At 70.1% G+C, this 18,160-nt stretch carries 11 protein-coding genes and 2 pseudogenes; 6 read left to right on the top strand and 7 right to left on the bottom strand.

The window, feature by feature from the left end:
* Positions 1-21: 21 nt before the first annotated feature.
* Complete coding sequence (locus OHS82_RS30450) at positions 22-621, bottom strand: DUF305 domain-containing protein (protein WP_079041574.1); 600 nt, start codon at positions 619-621, stop codon at positions 22-24.
* An 11-nt stretch (positions 622-632) separates the two neighbouring features.
* Positions 633-1,295 carry a DUF3105 domain-containing protein gene (locus OHS82_RS30455; protein ID WP_057583286.1) on the bottom strand — a complete coding sequence of 221 codons (663 nt, stop codon included), beginning with the start codon at positions 1,293-1,295 and terminating at the stop codon, positions 633-635.
* 158 nt (positions 1,296-1,453) lie between these two features.
* Here OHS82_RS30455 and OHS82_RS30460 point away from each other — a divergent pair, with 158 nt between their 5' ends.
* On the top strand, positions 1,454-1,900 hold the full coding sequence (locus tag OHS82_RS30460; protein WP_057583288.1) for an RrF2 family transcriptional regulator: 447 nt from the start codon (positions 1,454-1,456) through the stop codon (positions 1,898-1,900).
* A 76-nt stretch (positions 1,901-1,976) separates the two neighbouring features.
* On the opposite strand, the gene OHS82_RS30465 is transcribed toward OHS82_RS30460, so the two are convergent.
* On the bottom strand, positions 1,977-3,197 hold the full coding sequence (locus OHS82_RS30465; protein ID WP_328434991.1) for a globin domain-containing protein: 1,221 nt from the start codon (positions 3,195-3,197) through the stop codon (positions 1,977-1,979).
* 111 nt (positions 3,198-3,308) lie between these two features.
* Between OHS82_RS30465 and OHS82_RS30470 the strand changes: the two are divergent.
* Both OHS82_RS30470 and OHS82_RS30475 read left to right on the top strand, forming a co-directional pair.
* Positions 3,309-4,344, top strand: a pseudogene (locus OHS82_RS30470) (IS200/IS605 family accessory protein TnpB-related protein); the annotation flags it as partial.
* 216 nt (positions 4,345-4,560) lie between these two features.
* Positions 4,561-5,922: a glutamine synthetase family protein gene (locus OHS82_RS30475; RefSeq protein ID WP_057583457.1), complete on the top strand. Its 1,362-nt coding sequence runs from the start codon at positions 4,561-4,563 to the stop codon at positions 5,920-5,922.
* Between the two features lie 1,010 nt (positions 5,923-6,932).
* Here the strand turns inward: OHS82_RS30475 and OHS82_RS30480 are convergent.
* Positions 6,933-8,864, bottom strand: coding sequence for a hypothetical protein (locus OHS82_RS30480; protein ID WP_328434992.1), 1,932 nt, complete (start codon positions 8,862-8,864; stop codon positions 6,933-6,935).
* A gap of 202 nt (positions 8,865-9,066) precedes the next feature.
* Entirely contained in the window at positions 9,067-9,501 is a 435-nt protein-coding gene (locus OHS82_RS30485) for a VOC family protein (protein ID WP_057583292.1), read from the bottom strand.
* 150 nt (positions 9,502-9,651) lie between these two features.
* Between OHS82_RS30485 and OHS82_RS30490 the strand changes: the two genes are divergently transcribed.
* Positions 9,652-12,648 carry a bifunctional [glutamine synthetase] adenylyltransferase/[glutamine synthetase]-adenylyl-L-tyrosine phosphorylase gene (locus OHS82_RS30490; protein WP_057583294.1) on the top strand — a complete coding sequence of 999 codons (2,997 nt, stop codon included), beginning with the start codon at positions 9,652-9,654 and terminating at the stop codon, positions 12,646-12,648.
* Between the two features lie 499 nt (positions 12,649-13,147).
* On the opposite strand, the pseudogene OHS82_RS30495 reads toward OHS82_RS30490, so the two are convergent.
* Positions 13,148-13,981: pseudogene (locus OHS82_RS30495) on the bottom strand (phosphatase PAP2 family protein); the annotation flags it as partial.
* A gap of 315 nt (positions 13,982-14,296) precedes the next feature.
* Positions 14,297-15,349, bottom strand: coding sequence for a LacI family DNA-binding transcriptional regulator (locus OHS82_RS30500; RefSeq protein WP_057583296.1), 1,053 nt, complete (start codon positions 15,347-15,349; stop codon positions 14,297-14,299).
* 401 nt (positions 15,350-15,750) lie between these two features.
* On the opposite strand from OHS82_RS30500, the gene OHS82_RS30505 reads away from it, so the two are divergent.
* Together OHS82_RS30505 and OHS82_RS30510 are read left to right on the top strand one after the other, a co-directional pair.
* Positions 15,751-17,025: an extracellular solute-binding protein gene (locus OHS82_RS30505; protein WP_057583298.1), complete on the top strand. Its 1,275-nt coding sequence runs from the start codon at positions 15,751-15,753 to the stop codon at positions 17,023-17,025.
* A gap of 123 nt (positions 17,026-17,148) precedes the next feature.
* Positions 17,149-18,153, top strand: coding sequence for a carbohydrate ABC transporter permease (locus tag OHS82_RS30510; RefSeq protein ID WP_057583300.1), 1,005 nt, complete (start codon positions 17,149-17,151; stop codon positions 18,151-18,153).
* Positions 18,154-18,160: the final 7 nt, after the last annotated feature.

An 18,160-nucleotide genomic window follows, 5' to 3' on the forward strand; every position in this document is an offset into this window, starting at 1 on the left:
CCCGGCCGGGCCGTCCGCCGGTCACGGCTTGGCCCCGCGCGCCTTCAACATGCCCGCCATGAGATCGATCTCCGACTGCTGCGCCTCGACCATGCCCTGCGCGAGTCGTTTCTCCACGCCGACCGTGCACTTGTCGACGCAACCCTGGGCCATGTGGACACCGCCCTTGTGGTGGGCGGTCATGAGCTGGAGGTAGAGGATCTCTGCCTGCTTGCCGTTGAGCGTGCCGAGCCGCTTCATCTCGGCGTCGGTGGCCATGCCGACCATGAGCGCCCCGTCCTTGCCGCCGCTCATCCCGCGCATGCCCATCCAGGTCATGGGCGGGTCGGACGACACCTTCGGCAGCCCCCACAGATCCAGCCAGCCGATCAGCATGCCGCGCTGGTTGGCCTGGGTCTGCGCGATGTCGTACGCGAGCCGCCGCACCTCCTCGTCGGTCGTCCGGTCGCGCACGATGTACGACATCTCGACGGCCTGCTGGTGGTGCACCGCCATGTCCCGGGCGAACCCGGCGTCGGCCGAGTCGGCGACCGGGACGTCGGCCGCCGTCCCGCCGTCCTCGGCCACCGAGTAAGTGATCGCTCCCGCGGCGACGAGCACCCCGGCCACGGCGACGGCCACTCCCGCGTACCTCACTGCGCCAGACCGCCCGTGCACGCCGCGCCCGGTTCGGGCGTCTGCTTGCCCTGCACGAACTTCGCGAAGAACGCGTCCACGTTCGGGTCGCTCGCCCCCGTCACCGTGCGCTGGTTGCCCCACGCGGTGAGCATGATCGGGTCGGCCTGCGCGTCGTCCGGGCTCATCAGCGTGTAGGGCGTCTTCTTGACCTTGGCGGCGAGGGCCTCGACGTCGGCCTTGGCCGCCTTGCTGTTGTACGTCACCCAGACCGCGCCGTGCTCCAGCGAGTGCACGGCGTTCATGTTGTTGAGCGCCTTGGTGTAGACGTCGCCGTTGCAGTTCATCCAGACCTGGTTGTGGTCGCCGCCGACGGGCGGTTCCGTCGGATACTTCACGGTCTTCGCGACGTGCGTGCGCCCCAGCTTCCCCTTCCACGTCTTCACCCCGTCGGCGCCGGTGACGAACTTCCCGGAGGCTTTGGAGTCGGCGGCGGAGGCGTCGTCGCCGGACTGCGACCTCACGACGAACACGCCGCCGGCGACGAGCGCGACGACGGCGAGGACGCTGCCCCCGATCACGAGGAACCGGCCTCGTCGCTCACGAGCCTGTTCGGCCCGCCGCATCTCCTCTATGCGCGCCTTGCGCGCCGCACTGCCGGTGGTGTTGGCGGAACCCATGAGGCCTGTCCTTCTGGGGAAAGGGGGGAACTGACGAAGGGGGAACTGACGAACGGGTCCGCTGATCGTAATGCGGCGCACGGGATTGTCGTAGACGGGATACGGACGGGGCCCGAGATAATTTGAACCCGAGATGCGCATTATCTACGCTTCGTCTCATGCGGCTGTTGCGATCCACCGACCTGGCACTGCGCGTCCTGATGCGTCTCGCGGTGACGGGCGAGAACCCGCAGGTCACTCCCACGACCCGGGAGGTGGCCGCTGCGATGGAGGTCCCCTACACCCACGCGGCGAAGGTCGTCGCCGAGCTCCAGCACATGGGGCTGCTCGAGGCACGGCGCGGCCGGGGCGGCGGCCTCGCCCTCACCGGACCGGGCCGCGAGGCGTCGGTGGGCGCCGTCGTCCGCGCCTTCGAGGGGGACGGCGACGTCGTCGACTGCGAGGGCGGGCCGGTCCCCTGCCCCCTGAGTTCGGCCTGCCGCCTGCGAGGCGCTCTGCGCCGGGCTCAGGAGGCGTTCTTCCGCTCCCTGGACCCGCTCACGCTCGCGGACCTCGTGACGGGGCCGACGGGCCCGCTGCTGCTGGGGATCCCCGGACGGGCCTGACCCGGGCGGCGCCCCGGGGCCCCGACCGGCCGGCTTCCGGCCCGCCTGCCGGGTGCGCGGCGGCCGACGGGCCGCGTCAGCCCGCCGTCGCCAGCCACAGGTCGGGGCCGAACACCTCGTAGTGAACGTCCGCGGGGGCGACCCCCTTCGCGATCAGCTGCGCCCGCACCGCCCGCATGAAGGGGAGCGGGCCGCACAGGTACGCGCGCGTGCCGGGCGCGACCGGCACGTCGGTGAGGTCGGTCAGCCCGGTCCGGGCGCCCGCCGGCGCCTCCCGCTCGTACCAGAGGTGCAGGGAGGCGTCCGGCAGCTTCGCCGCGTGGGCCTCGTGGTCCCTGCGCAGGGCGTGGTGCGCGGGGGAGCGGTCCGCGTGGAGGACGGTGACGGGCGTGTCGTGCCCGACGGCGGCGAGGTGGGCCAGCATGGCGACGATCGGGGTGACGCCGATGCCGGCCGAGGCCAGCAGCAGCGGGGCGCCGCCGGCGTCGTCGAGGACCAGGTCGCCGTACGGCTCGGAGAGCTCCAGCACGTCGCCTTCGCGCACGCGCGCGTGGAGGTGCTGGGAGACCTCGCCCTCGGGCGTGAGCGTGCCCGCGGCGGACGTCTCGCCGCCGGCCACGCGCTTGACGCTGATCTGCCGCAGCTCCGCCCCCGGCGCCCCCGAGAGGCTGTACTGGCGTATCTGACGGGCCCCGTCGGCGAGCGTGGTGCGGACGGACACGTACTGGCCCGCACGGAACTCCCGGGCGGGCGCCCCGTCCCGCGGCCGCAGACGGAAGGTGACGACGTCCGCGGTCTCCTCGAAGCGCTCCACGACCTGCCACTCCCGCCACTGCCGGGCCCGAGGGCCGCCGTCCCGCTCCTCGCGGAGCCGCCGCTCGACGGCGATCAGCGCGTTCGCCATCAGCCAGTAGACCTCGTCCCAGGCCGCCGCCACCTCGGGGGTGACCGCCTCGCCGAGGACGTCCACGATGGCGGCGAAGAGATGCTCGTGGACGACCGGATACTGATCGGGCGCGACGCCCAGTGAGGCGTGCTTGTGGGCGATCCGGCCGAGCATCGCGTCGGGCCGGTCCCCGGGGTTCTCGACGAGGTGTCGCGCGAAGGCGGCGATGGAACCGGCCAGCGCCTGGCGCTGCGTGCCGGCCGCCTGGTTGCCCCGGTTGAACAGGTCGCGCAGCAGCTCGGGGTGGGCGGCGAAGAGTCCGGAGTAGAACCGCTCGGTGATGTCGCCGATGGCCGCGCCCACCACGGGGAGGGTGGCGCGGACGGTGGCTGCGGACTGTTCGGACAGCATCAGGGCTCCTCGAGCTCATGGGGTCACGGGGGTTCGCCCCGTGCGGCCGTTCGGCACCCTAGTTAAAGTTGCATTTGAGATGCAAATTTATTGACAGGGGGCAGACGGAGGGGGAAAAGGTTCGGCAACGAGACGATCCGCATCACGCCCGAGGGCGACGTGCCGATCAAGCTCCCGGCCCCGCTCGCCGACCTGGCGAACGCCCGGCACGGCCGGTACGTACTCGCTGCCAGGCTGCGGTTCCCTTGCCGGGGGCAGGAGTGGGCCGACCGCGTGGAGGCGAACCGGGCTGTGGCCTACCGCATCCTCTACGACACCGGGCGCGGCCGCTGGCGCGTGGACGCCTCCTGGCAGGTCCCACCCACCGCGACCATCCCATTCCAAGCCGCCCTCGCCGACGGCGTGATCGGCGTGGACACCAACGCCGACCACCTCGCCGCATGGCGCCTGGACACCCACGGCAACCCGATCGGCCGGCCCCGCCCGTTCTTCTACGACCTGTCTCAAGGCTCCCAGCACCGCGACGCCCAGGTACGGGCACGCCCTCACACGGCTGCTGAACTGGGCCAAAGCCTGCGGCGTCCAGGCCATCGCGGTCGAAGACCTCGACTTCCAGGCCGAGAAAACCAGAGAGAAGCACGGGCGCAAGCGCCGATTCAGGCATCTAATCTCCGGTATGCCGACCGGCAAGCTCCGCGCCCGGCTGACCTCCATGGCCCACGCCACAGGCATCGCGATCATCACCGTGGACCCTGCCTACACCAGCCGCTGGGGCGCCCAGCACTGCCAAAAGCCGATGGCCGGCCCCGCTCGTAGGACCACCCGGCACGATGCGGCAAGCATCGCGATCGGACGACGCGCCCAGGGACACCCGATCCGGCTGGGGGCACCTCCCAGGCCCTTGAGGCACTGGGGGAGGACGGCGCCGCCCCGTGCACACCAGAGCGATGTGCACGGGCATCGGACCATCCAGGCCCGACCGGGCGCCCCTGGGCGTGAGGGACCCCGCCCCCGCATCCCCGGACCACGGACACGATCCGTGCCGCCGGACGCGGCGAGTACGCGGGCAACCAGGACATCCACAACCGTTCGGAATGTCCGCAGTGACCAGGTATGGTTCCAAGACTCACTCCTGCTTACTGATTAGGAACGGTCGGGCATTACGGATGCCGGTCCGAGCAGGCAAGATGGGCGGCAGAGCAGGACACCCGCCGGACACGAGGCGTTCAGATCCGGGTCGCCGAGGCGATCATGGTCGGCAACGCGCCCGAAACGGGGATGTGGTCTGATGCTCAGGTGCCCGACCGCCGCTCCACGGGACCGGAGGCAGGCGGCCTGACCAGCAAGGATGGGGAAGCGGAAGATGGACAAGCAGCAGGAGTTCGTGCTCCGGACGTTGGAGGAGCGCGACATCCGGTTCGTACGGCTGTGGTTCACGGACGTGCTGGGCTTCCTCAAGTCCGTCGCCGTGGCCCCCGCCGAGCTCGAGCAGGCCTTCGACGAGGGCATCGGCTTCGACGGCTCCGCGATCGAGGGCTTCGCCCGGGTCTACGAGTCCGACATGATCGCCAAGCCGGACCCCTCCACCTTCCAGGTCCTGCCCTGGCGCGCGGAGGCCCCCGGCACCGCCCGCATGTTCTGCGACATCCTCATGCCGGACGGCTCCCCGTCCTTCGCCGACCCGCGCTACGTCCTCAAGCGGGCCCTCGCCCGCGCCTCCGACCTGGGCTTCACGTTCTACACCCACCCGGAGATCGAGTTCTTCCTGCTGAAGGACAAGCCGACCGACGGCTCCCGCCCGACCCCGGCCGACAACTCCGGCTACTTCGACCACACCCCGCACAACATCGGCATGGACTTCCGCCGCCAGGCGATCACCATGCTCGAGTCGATGGGCATCTCGGTCGAGTTCTCCCACCACGAGGGCGCCCCCGGCCAGCAGGAGATCGACCTGCGCTACGCCGACGCGCTCTCCACGGCCGACAACATCATGACGTTCCGCCTGGTCATGAAGCAGGTCGCGCTGGAGCAGGGTGTCCAGGCGACCTTCATGCCGAAGCCGTTCAGTGAGCACCCCGGCTCCGGCATGCACACCCACCTCTCCCTCTTCGAGGGCGACCGCAACGCGTTCTACGAGTCCGGCGCGGAGTACCAGCTGTCCAAGGTCGGCCGGTCCTTCATCGCGGGCCTGCTGAAGCACGCCGCCGAGATCGCCGCCGTCACCAACCAGTGGGTCAACTCCTACAAGCGCATCTGGGGCGGCTCCGAGCGCACCGCCGGCGCGGGCGGCGAGGCTCCGTCCTACATCTGCTGGGGCCACAACAACCGCTCCGCCCTGGTGCGCGTGCCGATGTACAAGCCCGGCAAGACCGGCTCCGCGCGCATCGAGGTCCGCTCCCTCGACACCGGCGCCAACCCGTACCTGGCCTACGCCATGCTGCTCGCCGCCGGCCTCAAGGGCGTCGAGGAGGGCTACGAGCTCCCGCCGGGCGCCGAGGACGACGTCTGGGCCCTGTCGGACGCCGAGCGTCGCGCCATGGGCATCGAGCCGCTCCCGCAGAACCTCGGCGAGGCCCTGACCCTGATGGACCGCAGCGACCTCGTCGCCGAGACCCTGGGCGAGCACGTCTTCGACTTCTTCCTGCGCAACAAGCGCCAGGAGTGGGAGGAGTACCGCTCCGAGGTCACCGCCTTCGAGCTGCGGAAGAACCTGCCGGTGCTGTAGGGGCAGGCCGGGCGGTGGTGCAGCGCCGGCTGCACCGTGGAGGGCACGGCCGACCGCCGTGCCCTTCCTGCTGTGCCGGGCCCCGGGCCGCCGGTGGGCCGCCGCCGGGCATCGCACCCGCCCCACCGTGATGCCACCCCTTGCGTTCTGGGGTCGACATGACAGACTTACCATGCACACGTCATTATGTTGCCCCCTTTTGGGGCACTTTAGGGCGTTATTTCTTGTAGGGTTTGCTGTGATTGCGGCGCTGGACTTGTGGTAGCTCAACAGGGTCAAGCGGCAATATCCGCGCCTACTGTTGGTTGGGTGGCGGGCTGCTCCAACAGCCCACCACCCGGGGTGTGTGCTCTGGTTACCTGCTGGCCAGCAGGTAGGCGATCAGGGCCATGGCCCCTATCGTGAGGAGAATCACGATCAAGCGGACGGTCCGGTTGTCTTCTTCGATGGCCTTCCGGACCGTTCGCCAAAATTCGTCACCCATGAGCTACACCTCCCTCCTATGAGAGGTGCCTCAATCCTCCAGTTGCGCCCAGGGCAACTGCGCCTGTGGACTACGACCAAGTACCGCGGGGAACTTTGTCGTCAGTCTCCAGTGACGGAGCCTCAGAAACGCCGGATCGTCGCGTCCGCGACCTCGCGAAGAGGTCGTGCCCGAGCCATGCCGGACGGGTGGAGCCCGCCGGTAGCGCCACGAGTCGTGAAGGGCTCTGTCCGTTGCCCTCAACATGCTTGTTTCACGCAGGGGTTGGCCCGCCGGAGTTGTCATGGCCGAGGGCGACCGCCATGACGCGGCAGCACGTTCATTCCTGTCGATCCCCCGCCCATGCGCCCGGCGGGAGGCGCGATCCAGCCCTGGACGACACCCGCGACGCTGTGGATGAGCGGTGTGGGGCTTCGGGCGCACAGGTGCGTGAAGTCGCCGCCGTCAGGGACCGTGATGGACCCTGACGGCGTGCGTGGAGGACTGCGGGACGGCCTGCAGTGTTACGGCCGGTGGTTTCACTCCCTCACCGGATGGCACGCCAGGTGTCCGGGCCGGTGACGGACTTGACCAGCCAGATCGTCAACTGGCGCGCACTCCTGAAGAGATCTGCCGCGAAATACTTGAGATCCCGGTAGGACTGGTTGCGGAACATCAGGTAGGTGCCGGCCGTGGTCATCCAGGGGGCGAGCAGAAGCACGTAGTCCAGGACGTCTGTCCCGCTGATTCTCCCGAGCCCGCCGGCGAGCACGATGCCGGCGGCGGTCAGCAGCTGCACGGCGGCCCGGGCGGGGGTCCCGCCGGCAGCCGCCATGGCCGACGCCCCCGCCACGCCGGCGGCCGACACCCACCACACGGTCCCGGGGGCGGTCGTGTTTCCTGCCAGATGCACGGCGAGTGGTCCTCCGGCGGCCGCGGACACCCACAGGGCCAGATTCCACGGCGCGAACAGCGCGCCCCGGCTCGCAAGGATCTTCACCTCACCGCAATTCAGGGCGGAAGGGGCCGCAGGGTGAGGATCGGGATGCGTACTGATCACCGGACCTCGGACGTACCGCAGCAGGATGCCCAGATTGGGCTTTCCCCTCAGTTCCCTCCCCTGGTACCAGACCCCGCCGGCTGACGCGCGACAGTAACTGGTGGCTTCCAGAACCCAGGTCAGAAGGACGAACATGATGCCGAACGCGTACGAGAAGACCGTGCCTGTGTAGACGAGAGGATCACCCAGGGGAATTCCCGCCGCGTAGACTCCGACCAGGAAACGCAGCGCATATCCGGTTCCTACCGTCAGCCAGATCGCCTTGGCGAGGCGTGATCGCCCCCGGGGAGTCGTCGACGGGGCCTGCGACGACGTGCGAAGCAGTTCATAGAGCGCCGCCACGGCGAACACGGCCGCCAGGAAAACGAGCGTGAACGCGATTTCTCCCGTCGCGTACCCCAGGAGAACCGCTGTGACCACCCGGGCGAATGCGACCCCGAGGCTCCATCCGACGATGAAACGCAGTCTCCCCCGGTCGCCCGAATACGGCAGACGCAGCCGCGCCCGCGCTTGGGGATGGGCCGCGTCGGCGGCCACCCCCCGGATGTCGTTCCACTGATATCGCGCGGAGTACACGAGATACTCCGCGATCACCATGCACGTCAGCAGCGTGGTCCAGTCGAACGGCGTCCCGCGAGAAGCTGAGACGGCGAGGAAGACAAGCGGGATGAACAGGAGCTTGCTCCAGTCCTCCGGCCTCGGGAAGACGAGGTAGGAGACGATGCCGCGCCCGGTGTTCGTCCCGCCGGCGGCATTGGTCAGCAGCGGCAGGGCGGATCTCGCCTGAAACTGCTGCGCGACCCTGACGAAGGTCGTCCGGGCCCCGAGCGTGGCGCCCGCCACCTCCGAAGCGAGAAAGGCGAAGGCCACTCCGTACAGGAGAAGCATGGACAGCGTGTAGTAGCCGTCGAGCTTGACGGCTATGTACACGGTGAATCCGGCGAACACCAGGAAAGTGACCGACAGGACCAGGAACGACAGGACGCGGTATCCGGAACGCCCCCGGCGCATGGTGGTGACTTCGGTGATCAGCTCGAAATAGGAAGCCGGCCGGATGGGGGAGATGGACTGTAATTCCGTCAGCGGAATCTGGGCGTAGCCGCGGAGCTCTCGTTCGAGTGCCCGGATGTAATAGCTTCGAATGGAAGAGACCGCGCCCAGCAGTTGCAGGAAAGCCAGTGCCGCCAGTGGCACGGACGGCGCGGCAGCCAGAAAGAAATCCGGAACCCGCTTGCAGTCCTCTGCGTCGCTCAGCTGGCAGGTGTCGCTTACGATGGTGGCTATCACCGCAAGCAGCGCGACGGCGATACTCGCCACCGCTGCCTGGATGTTGGAGAAGGTGCGCTCGTCGTCCCGCGCCATCTCGTAGTCCATCTTGAGGATGTCGAATCTGTTCGCGTCGTCGTTCGGGTCGGACAATCTGTGAGCCCCTGTGTTCGGTGACCTGAGCTGCCCGTCGACGGCCCAGGAAAGACTCCCCACCCCGGTCCCGATCACGGTCCCGGAGGCGGTTACTCGGTGCTTCGCCACCGAGGCCGGACAAGGGCCGACGGTCACATACCGTCGGCCCTTGCCGCACCCCCGGGCGGCCCGTTGGCTGCCCGGGGTTTCCGGCTCGGGGCTACTGTGCGGACAGTTTGGCCAGGACCTGGTGGAGTGGTTCCGTCTTGCGGCGGCGGTACTCCTGGACCGCCCAACCGTTGCCATCCGGGTCCTTGAAGTACATGAAGGTCGCGCCGTCCTGCGGGGCGAACTGCTGGGGTTCGGTGACGTCCAGCCCCCGCGCGGTCAGCTCCTCGTACGCCGCCTTCGCGTCCGTCACGCAGAGCTGCATGCCGTGGTACGTGCCCGGTCGCGGGGTGCCCGTCGGGACCTGGAGGCCGTCCACCAGGGCGATCGAGCAGCCCGAACCGGGCGGGGTGAGCTGCACGATCCGTACGCCCTCCATCACCTCGCCGTCGAGATCGACGTGGAAGCCGACCTTGTCGCGGTAGAACTCCTTGGCCCGGTCCACGTCCGACACCGGCAGGAGGAGCACTTCGAGGGTCATGTCCATGGGTGACTCCCTTGTCGTCCCTGTGCGCGGCACCCGCAGGCGGTTGCGGCGCGCCTTTCCACACAGAACCCGAAACCGGGCCGGAGCGCCACCGTGAGGCGGGGGTTACGCTCGACTGCGGACGACCTTGATCGCACGAGGAGGCCTGGGATGATGGCGCCGGGGCGCAGAAGCAGCACCTTCACTCGGCTGTTGCGGCACGGCTTCACCGACCCCTCCGCCGCCGAGCGGCTGCTGGACGGACCCGAGCTGTCCCCGGTGCGCAACGACCCCTTTCTGCTGGAGGCGCTGGCCGCCACCGCCGACCCCGACCTCGCCCTGCACGGCCTCGTCGGGCTGGTGGAGGCCCAGTCCGGGCCCGCCGCGAGACGCGAACTGCTCGACACCCTGATCGCGGCCAAACCCCTGCGGGACCGGCTGCTGGGCGTGCTGGGGGCGTCCGCCGCCCTAGCCGACCACCTCGCCCGGCATCCGCGGGACTGGGAGGCGCTGGTCACCTACGAGCCGCGGGACCTGCACCCCGGCGTGGAGGAGTTCGAGCGCGGACTCGCCGAGGCGGCCGACCCGGTGTCGCTGCGCGTCTCCTACCGGCGCTGCCTGCTGTCGATCGCGGCCCGCGACGTGTGCGGGACGACCGACGTCGCCGAGACGGCCGCCGAGCTCGCCGACCTCGCCACCGCCACCCTGCGGGCCGCCCTCGGCCTGGCCCGCGCCGCCGCCCCCGACGATGCCGCGCTGTGCCGGCTCGCCGTGATCGCCATGGGCAAGTGCGGGGGCCACGAGCTGAACTACGTGTCCGACGTGGACGTCATCTTCGTGGGCGAGGCCGTCGAGGGGGCCGACGAGGCCAAGGCGCTGCGGGCCGCCACGAAACTCGCCTCGCACATGATGCGGATCTGCTCCGAGACCACCGTGGAAGGCTCCATCTGGCCCGTCGACGCCAACCTGCGGCCCGAGGGGCGCAACGGCCCGCTGGTGCGGACCCTCAGCAGCCACCTCGCCTACTACCAGCGGTGGGCCAAGACCTGGGAGTTCCAGGCCCTGCTGAAGGCGCGGCCGGTGGCGGGGGACCTGGAGCTGGGCGCGGACTACGTCGCCGCCGTCGAGCCGATGGTGTGGAAGGCGGCCGAGCGGGAGAACTTCGTCGTCGACGTGCAGAACATGCGACGCAGGGTCGTCGAGAACATCCCGGTCTCCGAGGTCGAGCGCGAACTCAAGCTCGGGCCCGGCGGACTGCGGGACGTCGAGTTCGCCGTCCAGCTGCTGCAGCTGGTGCACGGGCGCGCCGACGGCTCGCTGCGCAGCGGAACCACGCTCGACGCCCTGCAGGCGCTCGCCACTGGCGGCTACATCGGACGTGCCGACGCGGTGCAGCTGGACGCCGCATACCGCTTCCTGCGTTCCATGGAGCACCGCATCCAGCTCTACCGGCTGCGGCGGACCCATCTGGTCCCCGAGGACGAGACCGATCTGCGACGGCTCGGCCGCTCGCTGGGCCTGCGCACCGACCCGGTCCCCGAGCTGGGCCGGGAGTGGAAGCGGCACGCGTCCGTCGTGCGACGGCTGCACGAGAAGCTGTTCTACCGGCCGCTGCTCGACGCGGTGGCCCAACTCGCCCCCGGCGAGACCCGGTTGAGTCCGGAGGCGGCCCGCGAACGGCTCGTCGCCCTCGGTTACGCCGATCCCGCCTCCGCACTGCGCCACCTGGAGGCGCTGGCCTCCGGCGTCTCCCGCAAGGCGGCCATCCAACGCACCCTGCTGCCCGTCCTGTTGGGGTGGTTCGCCGACTCCGCCGACCCGGACGCCGGCCTGCTCAACTTCCGCAAGGTCTCCGACGCCCTGGGCAAGACCCCTTGGTATCTGCGGTTGTTGAGGGACGAGGGGGCCGCGGCGGAGAACCTCGCCCGGGTGCTGTCCGCCGGGCGGCTCGCCCCCGACCTGCTGATGCGCGCACCGGAGGCGGTGGCACTGCTGGGCGACGGCGACGGCGGTGGTCTCGAGCCGCGCGGGCGCGCCCTGCTGGAACAGGAGATCCTCGCTGCGGTACGACGCGCCGACGGGGCTGTGCAGGCGGTCGCCGCCGCGCGCGGGGTCCGCCGGCGTGAGCTGTTCCGCATCGCCGCCGCGGACATCGTCGGCTCCTACGGCACCGAGGCACAGCCCGTCGAGGCCGACCAGGGAGCTCTCGTGGACCTGGTCGGCGGCGCCGTGTCCGACCTCACCGCCGCCACGTTGTCCGGCACCCTGCGCGCCGTCGTCCGCGAGGGCTGGGGCGACACCCTCCCCACTCGTTTCGCCGTCATAGGCATGGGGCGCTTCGGCGGCCACGAACTGGGCTACGGCTCCGACGCGGACGTCCTGTTCGTCCATGAGCCCCGGGACGGCGTGGACGAGCGGGAAGCCGCCGAGGCCGCCAACAAGGTCGTCTCGGAGATGCGCAGGCTCCTGCAGATCCCCAGCGCCGACCCACCCCTGCTCGTCGACGCCGACCTGCGTCCGGAGGGCAAGTCCGGGCCGCTCGTGCGCACGGTGAAGTCCTACGCGGCCTACTACCGGCGATGGTCGCTGGTGTGGGAGTCGCAGGCGCTGCTGCGCGCCGAAGTCGTCGCGGGGGACGAGGAGTTGGGGAGCCGGTTCCTCGAACTCGCCGACCCCCTGCGGTATCCGGCGGGCGGGCTGGCCGAGGAGGCCGTGCGGGAGATCCGGCGGCTGAAGGCCCGGATGGAGTCGGAGCGGCTGCCCCGGGGCGCCGACCCCAAGCTGCACACCAAGCTCGGCCCGGGCGGCCTGTCCGACGTCGAGTGGACCGTGCAGCTGATCCAGATGCGGCACGGCGCGACGCATCCGGGGCTGCGCACCACCCGCACCCGGGCGGCGCTCACCGCCGCCCGCGACGCCGGCCTCATCCCGCAGGAGGAGGCGGCGACGCTGGACGAGGCGTGGGTGCTGGCCACGCGGGTGCGCAACGCGGTGATGCTGGTGCGCGGCCGCGCCGGCGACACGTTCCCCTCCGACCCGCGCGAGCTGGTCGCGGTGGGCCGGTACCTCGGCTACGGCCCCGGGCGCGTCGGCGACATGCTCGACGACTACCGGCGCACCGCCCGCCGGGCCCGGACCGTGGTGGACGAACTGTTCTACGCGGGCTAGCGCGGCTCCGGCCGACCCCGTGGGCAGCTTGCGGGGTCCGGGTCGGTGTGTCGGGTCGGGGGTCGGGAACGGGGGCGCCGGGTCGCTCGCGCCGGTGACGCGACCCGCTCGCGGGCATCACCGGCGGGGGCGCCGCGCTGCTCCCCAGCGGTTCGCGAGGGGCGCGTTCGGCGACTTTATGAGCTGCTGGACGACGGCAGGGGCGGGCGGGGGCGACGGGCCGGGCTCAGCTGTCGGTGCTGCGGCTGACCGGCCGTGCGCCCGGAGGATCGCCCGGCGTGCGCGCGTCAGGTGGGTCGCCCGGCGTGCGCGCGTCCGGGGAACCCTCCCGCTCTTGCGCGCCGGAAGCGCCGCCCGGCGTTCGCGCCAGGGGGGAGCCGCCGGGCGTTCGGGCGTCGGGGGAGCCGGCGCGGTCACCCGGTGTGGTGGCCTGGTGGCGCTGCCAGGGGCGCCGTCGCCGTCCCGTGGCCCAGCCTCCGTCTCTGTCCTCGCCCCCGTCGCGCCGCCGCGTGTCCGGAACGGTCCTCGGCAGGGCGTACGGCAGGGCGCCGTACCAGAGTCGGGCCACGGCGAAGCCGAAGGCGAGACAGAGGAGGCCGCCGACCGCGTCCAGCCAGAAGTGGTTGGCGGTGGCGACGATGACCACCAGGGTCGCCACCGGGTAGAGCAGGCCGAGGACGCGCACCCAGGGAAGCCGGGCCAGGGCGAAGACGGTCAGGCCGCACCACACGGACCAGCCGATGTGCATGGACGGCATGGCCGCGTACTGGTTCGACATGTGTTTGAGGTCGCCGGACGCCATCGACCCCCACGTCTGGTGGGCCATCACCGTGTCGACGAAGCCGCCGCCCGGCATCAGGCGCGGGGGCGCCAACGGGTACAGGTAGTAGCCGACCAGGGCCACCGCCGTGGTGGCGAACAGGACGAGACGGGTGGCCGCGTAGCGGCCCGGATGGCTGCGGTAGAGCCACACCAGGACGACCAGCGTGACGACGAAGTGCAGCGTCGCGTAGTAGTAGTTCATGCTCACGATGAGCCAGGTCACCGAGTTCACCCCGTGGTTGACCGACTCCTCCACGGCGATGCCGAGACCGTGCTCGACCCGCCAGATCCAGTCGGTGTTGCGCAACGCTTCGGAACGCTGTTCCGGGACCGCGTTGCGCACGAGGGAGTACACCCAGTAACTCACCGCGATGAGAAGGATCTCGAACCAGAGGCGTGGCCGGCGGGGACTGCGGACGCGTTCGAGGCGACGACGCCGGGTCGGGGCCGTGACGGCCTGTGGAAGGGCCTGGTCGCGGCCTTCCAGCGGCGTCACAGTCGATTCACCCATGGACCCAAAGTCTGCCAGAAAAGACCTCTTCGTCCGATCATCCCGCGGTCGGGTTCGTTTTGCACGCCTTACGGCGATCGGACCCCGTCGTCTCCTCCCGGCGTACAGGAGCGCGTCCAGGTTCCTCCGCCCTGCGGAGGATCCGCCTGCGGACGGTTCTCGCCCGAGCGTGAGGAGTCACAACCGACCACAACCGCTTTCACCCTCATCAGCGGGTTGCGAAAGCGGGTTGCGAAAGCGGACCGTGACAGCGGGTCGCGAAAGCAGACTGTGACAACAGGTTGCGAAAGGCGTTGCGAAAGCGGGCTGCCGACCTCAGCGGCCGGACACGTCCTGGGCGCGGGCGCGGTCGCCCGGGGCAGATGCGGTGGAACCCCGCACCACCAGCTCCGGCATGAACACGAACTCGCTGTGCGGCGCAGGCGTCCCGCCGATCTCCTCCAGGAGCGTGCGGACGGCGGCCTGGCCCATCGCCGGCACCGGCTTGCGCACGGTCGTCAGCGGCGGGTCGGTGAAGGCGATCAGCGGGGAGTCGTCGAAGCCGACCACCGAGACGTCCCGGGGGACGGCGAGGCCGCGCTGTCTGGCCGCCCTTATCGCGCCCAGCGCCATCATGTCGCTGGCGCAGACGATCGCCGTGCAGCCCCGGTCGATCAGGGCGTTGGTCGCCGCCTGGCCGCCCTCCAGGGTGTACAGGGAGTGCTGGACCAGCTCGGTCTCGATGGTCTCCGGGTTCAGCCGCAGCTGCTCCTGCATGGCGCGCACGAACCCCTCGATCTTGCGCTGGACCGGCACGAAGCGCTTGGGGCCGAGAGCCAGCCCCACCCGGGTGTGCCCGAGGGAGACGAGGTGGGTCACCGCCAGGGTCATCGCCGCACGGTCGTCGGGCGAGATGAACGGCGCCTGGACCTTGGGGGAGAAGCCGTCGACCAGGACGAAGGGAACGCCCTGCGCGCGCAGCTGCTCGTAGCGCTGCATGTCGGCCGTGGTGTCCGCGTGCAGTCCGGAGACGTAGATGATGCCGGCGACGCCGCGGTCGACCAGCATCTCGGTCAGCTCGTCCTCCGTGGAGCCGCCCGGGGTCTGGGTGGCGAGGACGGGGGTGTAGCCCTGGCGGGTCAGCGCCTGTCCGATGACCTGGGCCAGGGCCGGGAATATCGGGTTCTCCAGCTCTGGCGTGATCAGCCCGACGAGCCCCGCGCTGCGCTGGCGCAACCGGACCGGGCGCTCGTAGCCCAGGACGTCCAGAGCGGCGAGCACGGACTGGCGGGTGGTGGCGGCGACACCGGGCTTGCCGTTGAGAACGCGGCTGACGGTCGCTTCGCTCACCCCCGCCTGCGCAGCGATGTCGGCAAGCCGTGTGGTCACAGGGGTGGACTGTACCGGTCGGGTGCCGACTTGCACACCGATCGGACGCCGCGGGCGACCTGTCGGACGGCCCGCTCCGGCCTGCTGCGTCATCGCGCTCCCTCATGAAAGTGATGGCAAGAGCTTGCAGAGTCTTGCACAGCGGTGGCGTGCCCCGTCGCGGGGCCGTTCAACCGCGACAACAACGGTCTCACAGCGGTCGAGCAGAGGTCACGCCAGGGTCACGCGCGGATAACTTCGGAGGGTTCTTGCACTTTTTTTCTGCAAGGTCTTTCGTGCCGCTTGCAGGGCTGTTACGTTCACGTCGCTCGACGGCGGCAACGGCGCGTCGGAGCCGGCGGGAACAGCGGACGGGACCGCTTCCCGCAGCTATACGGGCTCTCACCCTCAAGGAGAAACTCATGCGGCGTGGCATAGCGGCCACCGCGCTGGTGGCGTCCCTCGCCCTCGCGGCGACGGCCTGCGGCGGAGACGACAGCGGCAGCGACGACTCGTCCGGGCCGGTCACCATCACCTGGTGGGACACCTCCAACGCCACCAATGAGGCGCCGACGTACCAGGCCCTGGTCAAGCAGTTCGAGGCGGCCAACAAGGACGTCAAGGTCAAGTACGTCAACGTGCCCTTCGACCAGGCGCAGAACAAGTTCGACACGGCCGCCGGCGCGTCCGGGGCCCCGGACATCCTGCGCTCCGAGGTCGGCTGGACCCCCGCCTTCGCCAAGAAGGGCTACTTCCTGCCGCTGGACGGCACGGACGCCCTCAAGGACCAGTCGAAGTTCAAGTCCAACCTGCTCGAGCAGGCCAAGTACGAGGGCAAGACGTACGGCGTCCCGCTGGTCACGGACACGCTCGCGCTGGTCTACAACAAGGACCTCTTCGCGAAGGCCGGCATCACCGCGGCCCCCAAGAGCTGGGACGAGCTGAAGACCGCCGCCGCCACCGTCAAGGCCAAGACCGGCGTCGACGGCTACTGGGGCTCCACCCAGGCCTACTACGCGCAGTCGTTCCTCTACGGCGAGGGCACCGACACGGTCGACGCCGACGCCAAGAAGATCACCGTCAACTCGGCGGCCGCGAAGAAGGCGTACGGCACCTGGCTCGGCCTCTTCGACGGCAAGGGCCTGCACAAGGCCGACACGACCGCCGACGCCTACGCCCACATCCAGGACGCGTTCGTCAACGGCAAGGTCGCCGCGATCATCCAGGGTCCCTGGGAGATCACGAACTTCTACAAGGGCAGCGCCTTCAAGGACAAGGCCAACCTCGGCATCGCCACCGTCCCGGCCGGTTCCACCGGCAAGGCGGGCGCCCCGACCGGCGGCCACAACCTCTCGGTCTACGCCGGCTCCGACAAGGCCCACCAGGCCGCGGCGCTGAAGTTCGTCGACTTCATGACCTCCGCCGCGTCCCAGGCGACCATCGCCCAGAAGAACTCGACGCTGCCCACCCGCGACGACGCCTACACCGCCGCCGTCAAGGCCGACCCGGGCATCGCCGGCTACCAGACGGTGCTGGCCGCCGCCCAGCCGCGCCCGGCGCTGCCGGAGTACAGCTCGCTGTGGGGTCCGCTGGACACCGAACTGCCCAAGATCGCGGGTGGCAAGGAGACCCTCGACAAGGGACTGGGCAACGCCGAGCTCGCCATCGCCAAGCTGGTGCCCGACTTCAGCAAGTGAGCCCGAGCGGCCGCCGGATCTTCCACATCATGGAGGGGAGAGATCCGGCGGCCGCCGGCCTGCGAGCCCCGAGCCGCAGCCCCCGTCGACGATCCAGCGTGAAGATCCAGAAGGTGTCGAACCATGACAGTCGCCATCGACCGTGCGACCGGCAAGCGCCGCGGTGACCGTGAGCCGGGGTCCGGGCCGGCCGGCCGCCTCAGGCGCGGCTACCAGAAGCACTGGTACGCGTACGCGATGATCGCCCCGGTGGCGGTCGTCCTCGGCGTCCTCGTGCTGTACCCCCTGGCGTACGGCCTCTACCTGACGCTGACCGACGCCAACAGCCTCAACACGGCCCGCACCATCGGCGTCAACCACATCGACGCCACCTACAAGTTCATCGGCCTCGACAACTACGCCGACATCCTGTGGGGGCCGACGGCCTACGACCGCTTCTGGTCGCACTTCCTCTGGACGATCGTGTGGACGGCGGCCTGCGTCGCCCTGCACTACGGCATCGGACTCGGCCTCGCCCTGCTCCTCAACCAGAAGCTGCGCGGGCGCACCCTGTACCGGCTGATCCTGGTGCTGCCGTGGGCGGTGCCCACCTTCGTCACCGTGTTCGGCTGGCGGTTCATGCTCGCCGACGGCGGCATCATCAACTCCGCGCTGGACTTCCTGCATCTGCCCTCGCCGCTGTGGCTCGAGGACACCTTCTGGCAGCGCTTCGCCGCGATCATGGTGAACACCTGGTGCGGTGTGCCGTTCATGATGATCTCGCTCCTCGGCGGGCTGCAGGCCATCGACGCCTCGCTCTACGAGGCCGCCGAGATGGACGGCGCGAGCGCCTGGCAGCGCTTCCGTTACGTCACCCTGCCGGGACTGAGGTCGGTCAGCTCCACCGTCGTCCTGCTGGGCGTCATCTGGACCTTCAACCAGTTCGCCGTGATCTTCCTGCTGTTCGGCAACACCGCACCGGACGCGCAGATCCTCGTCACCTGGGCCTACTACCTCGGCTTCGGGCAGCAGCCGCGTGACTTCGCACAGTCGGCCGCGTACGGCATCCTGCTGCTGGCCATCCTGATCGTCTTCACCTCGTTCTACCGCCGCTGGCTGAACCGCAACGAGCAGCAGCTCGCGATCTGAGGCAGGA

It is taken from the genome of Streptomyces sp. NBC_00425 (assembly GCF_036030735.1).
Taxonomy (GTDB): Bacteria; Actinomycetota; Actinomycetes; order Streptomycetales; family Streptomycetaceae; genus Streptomyces.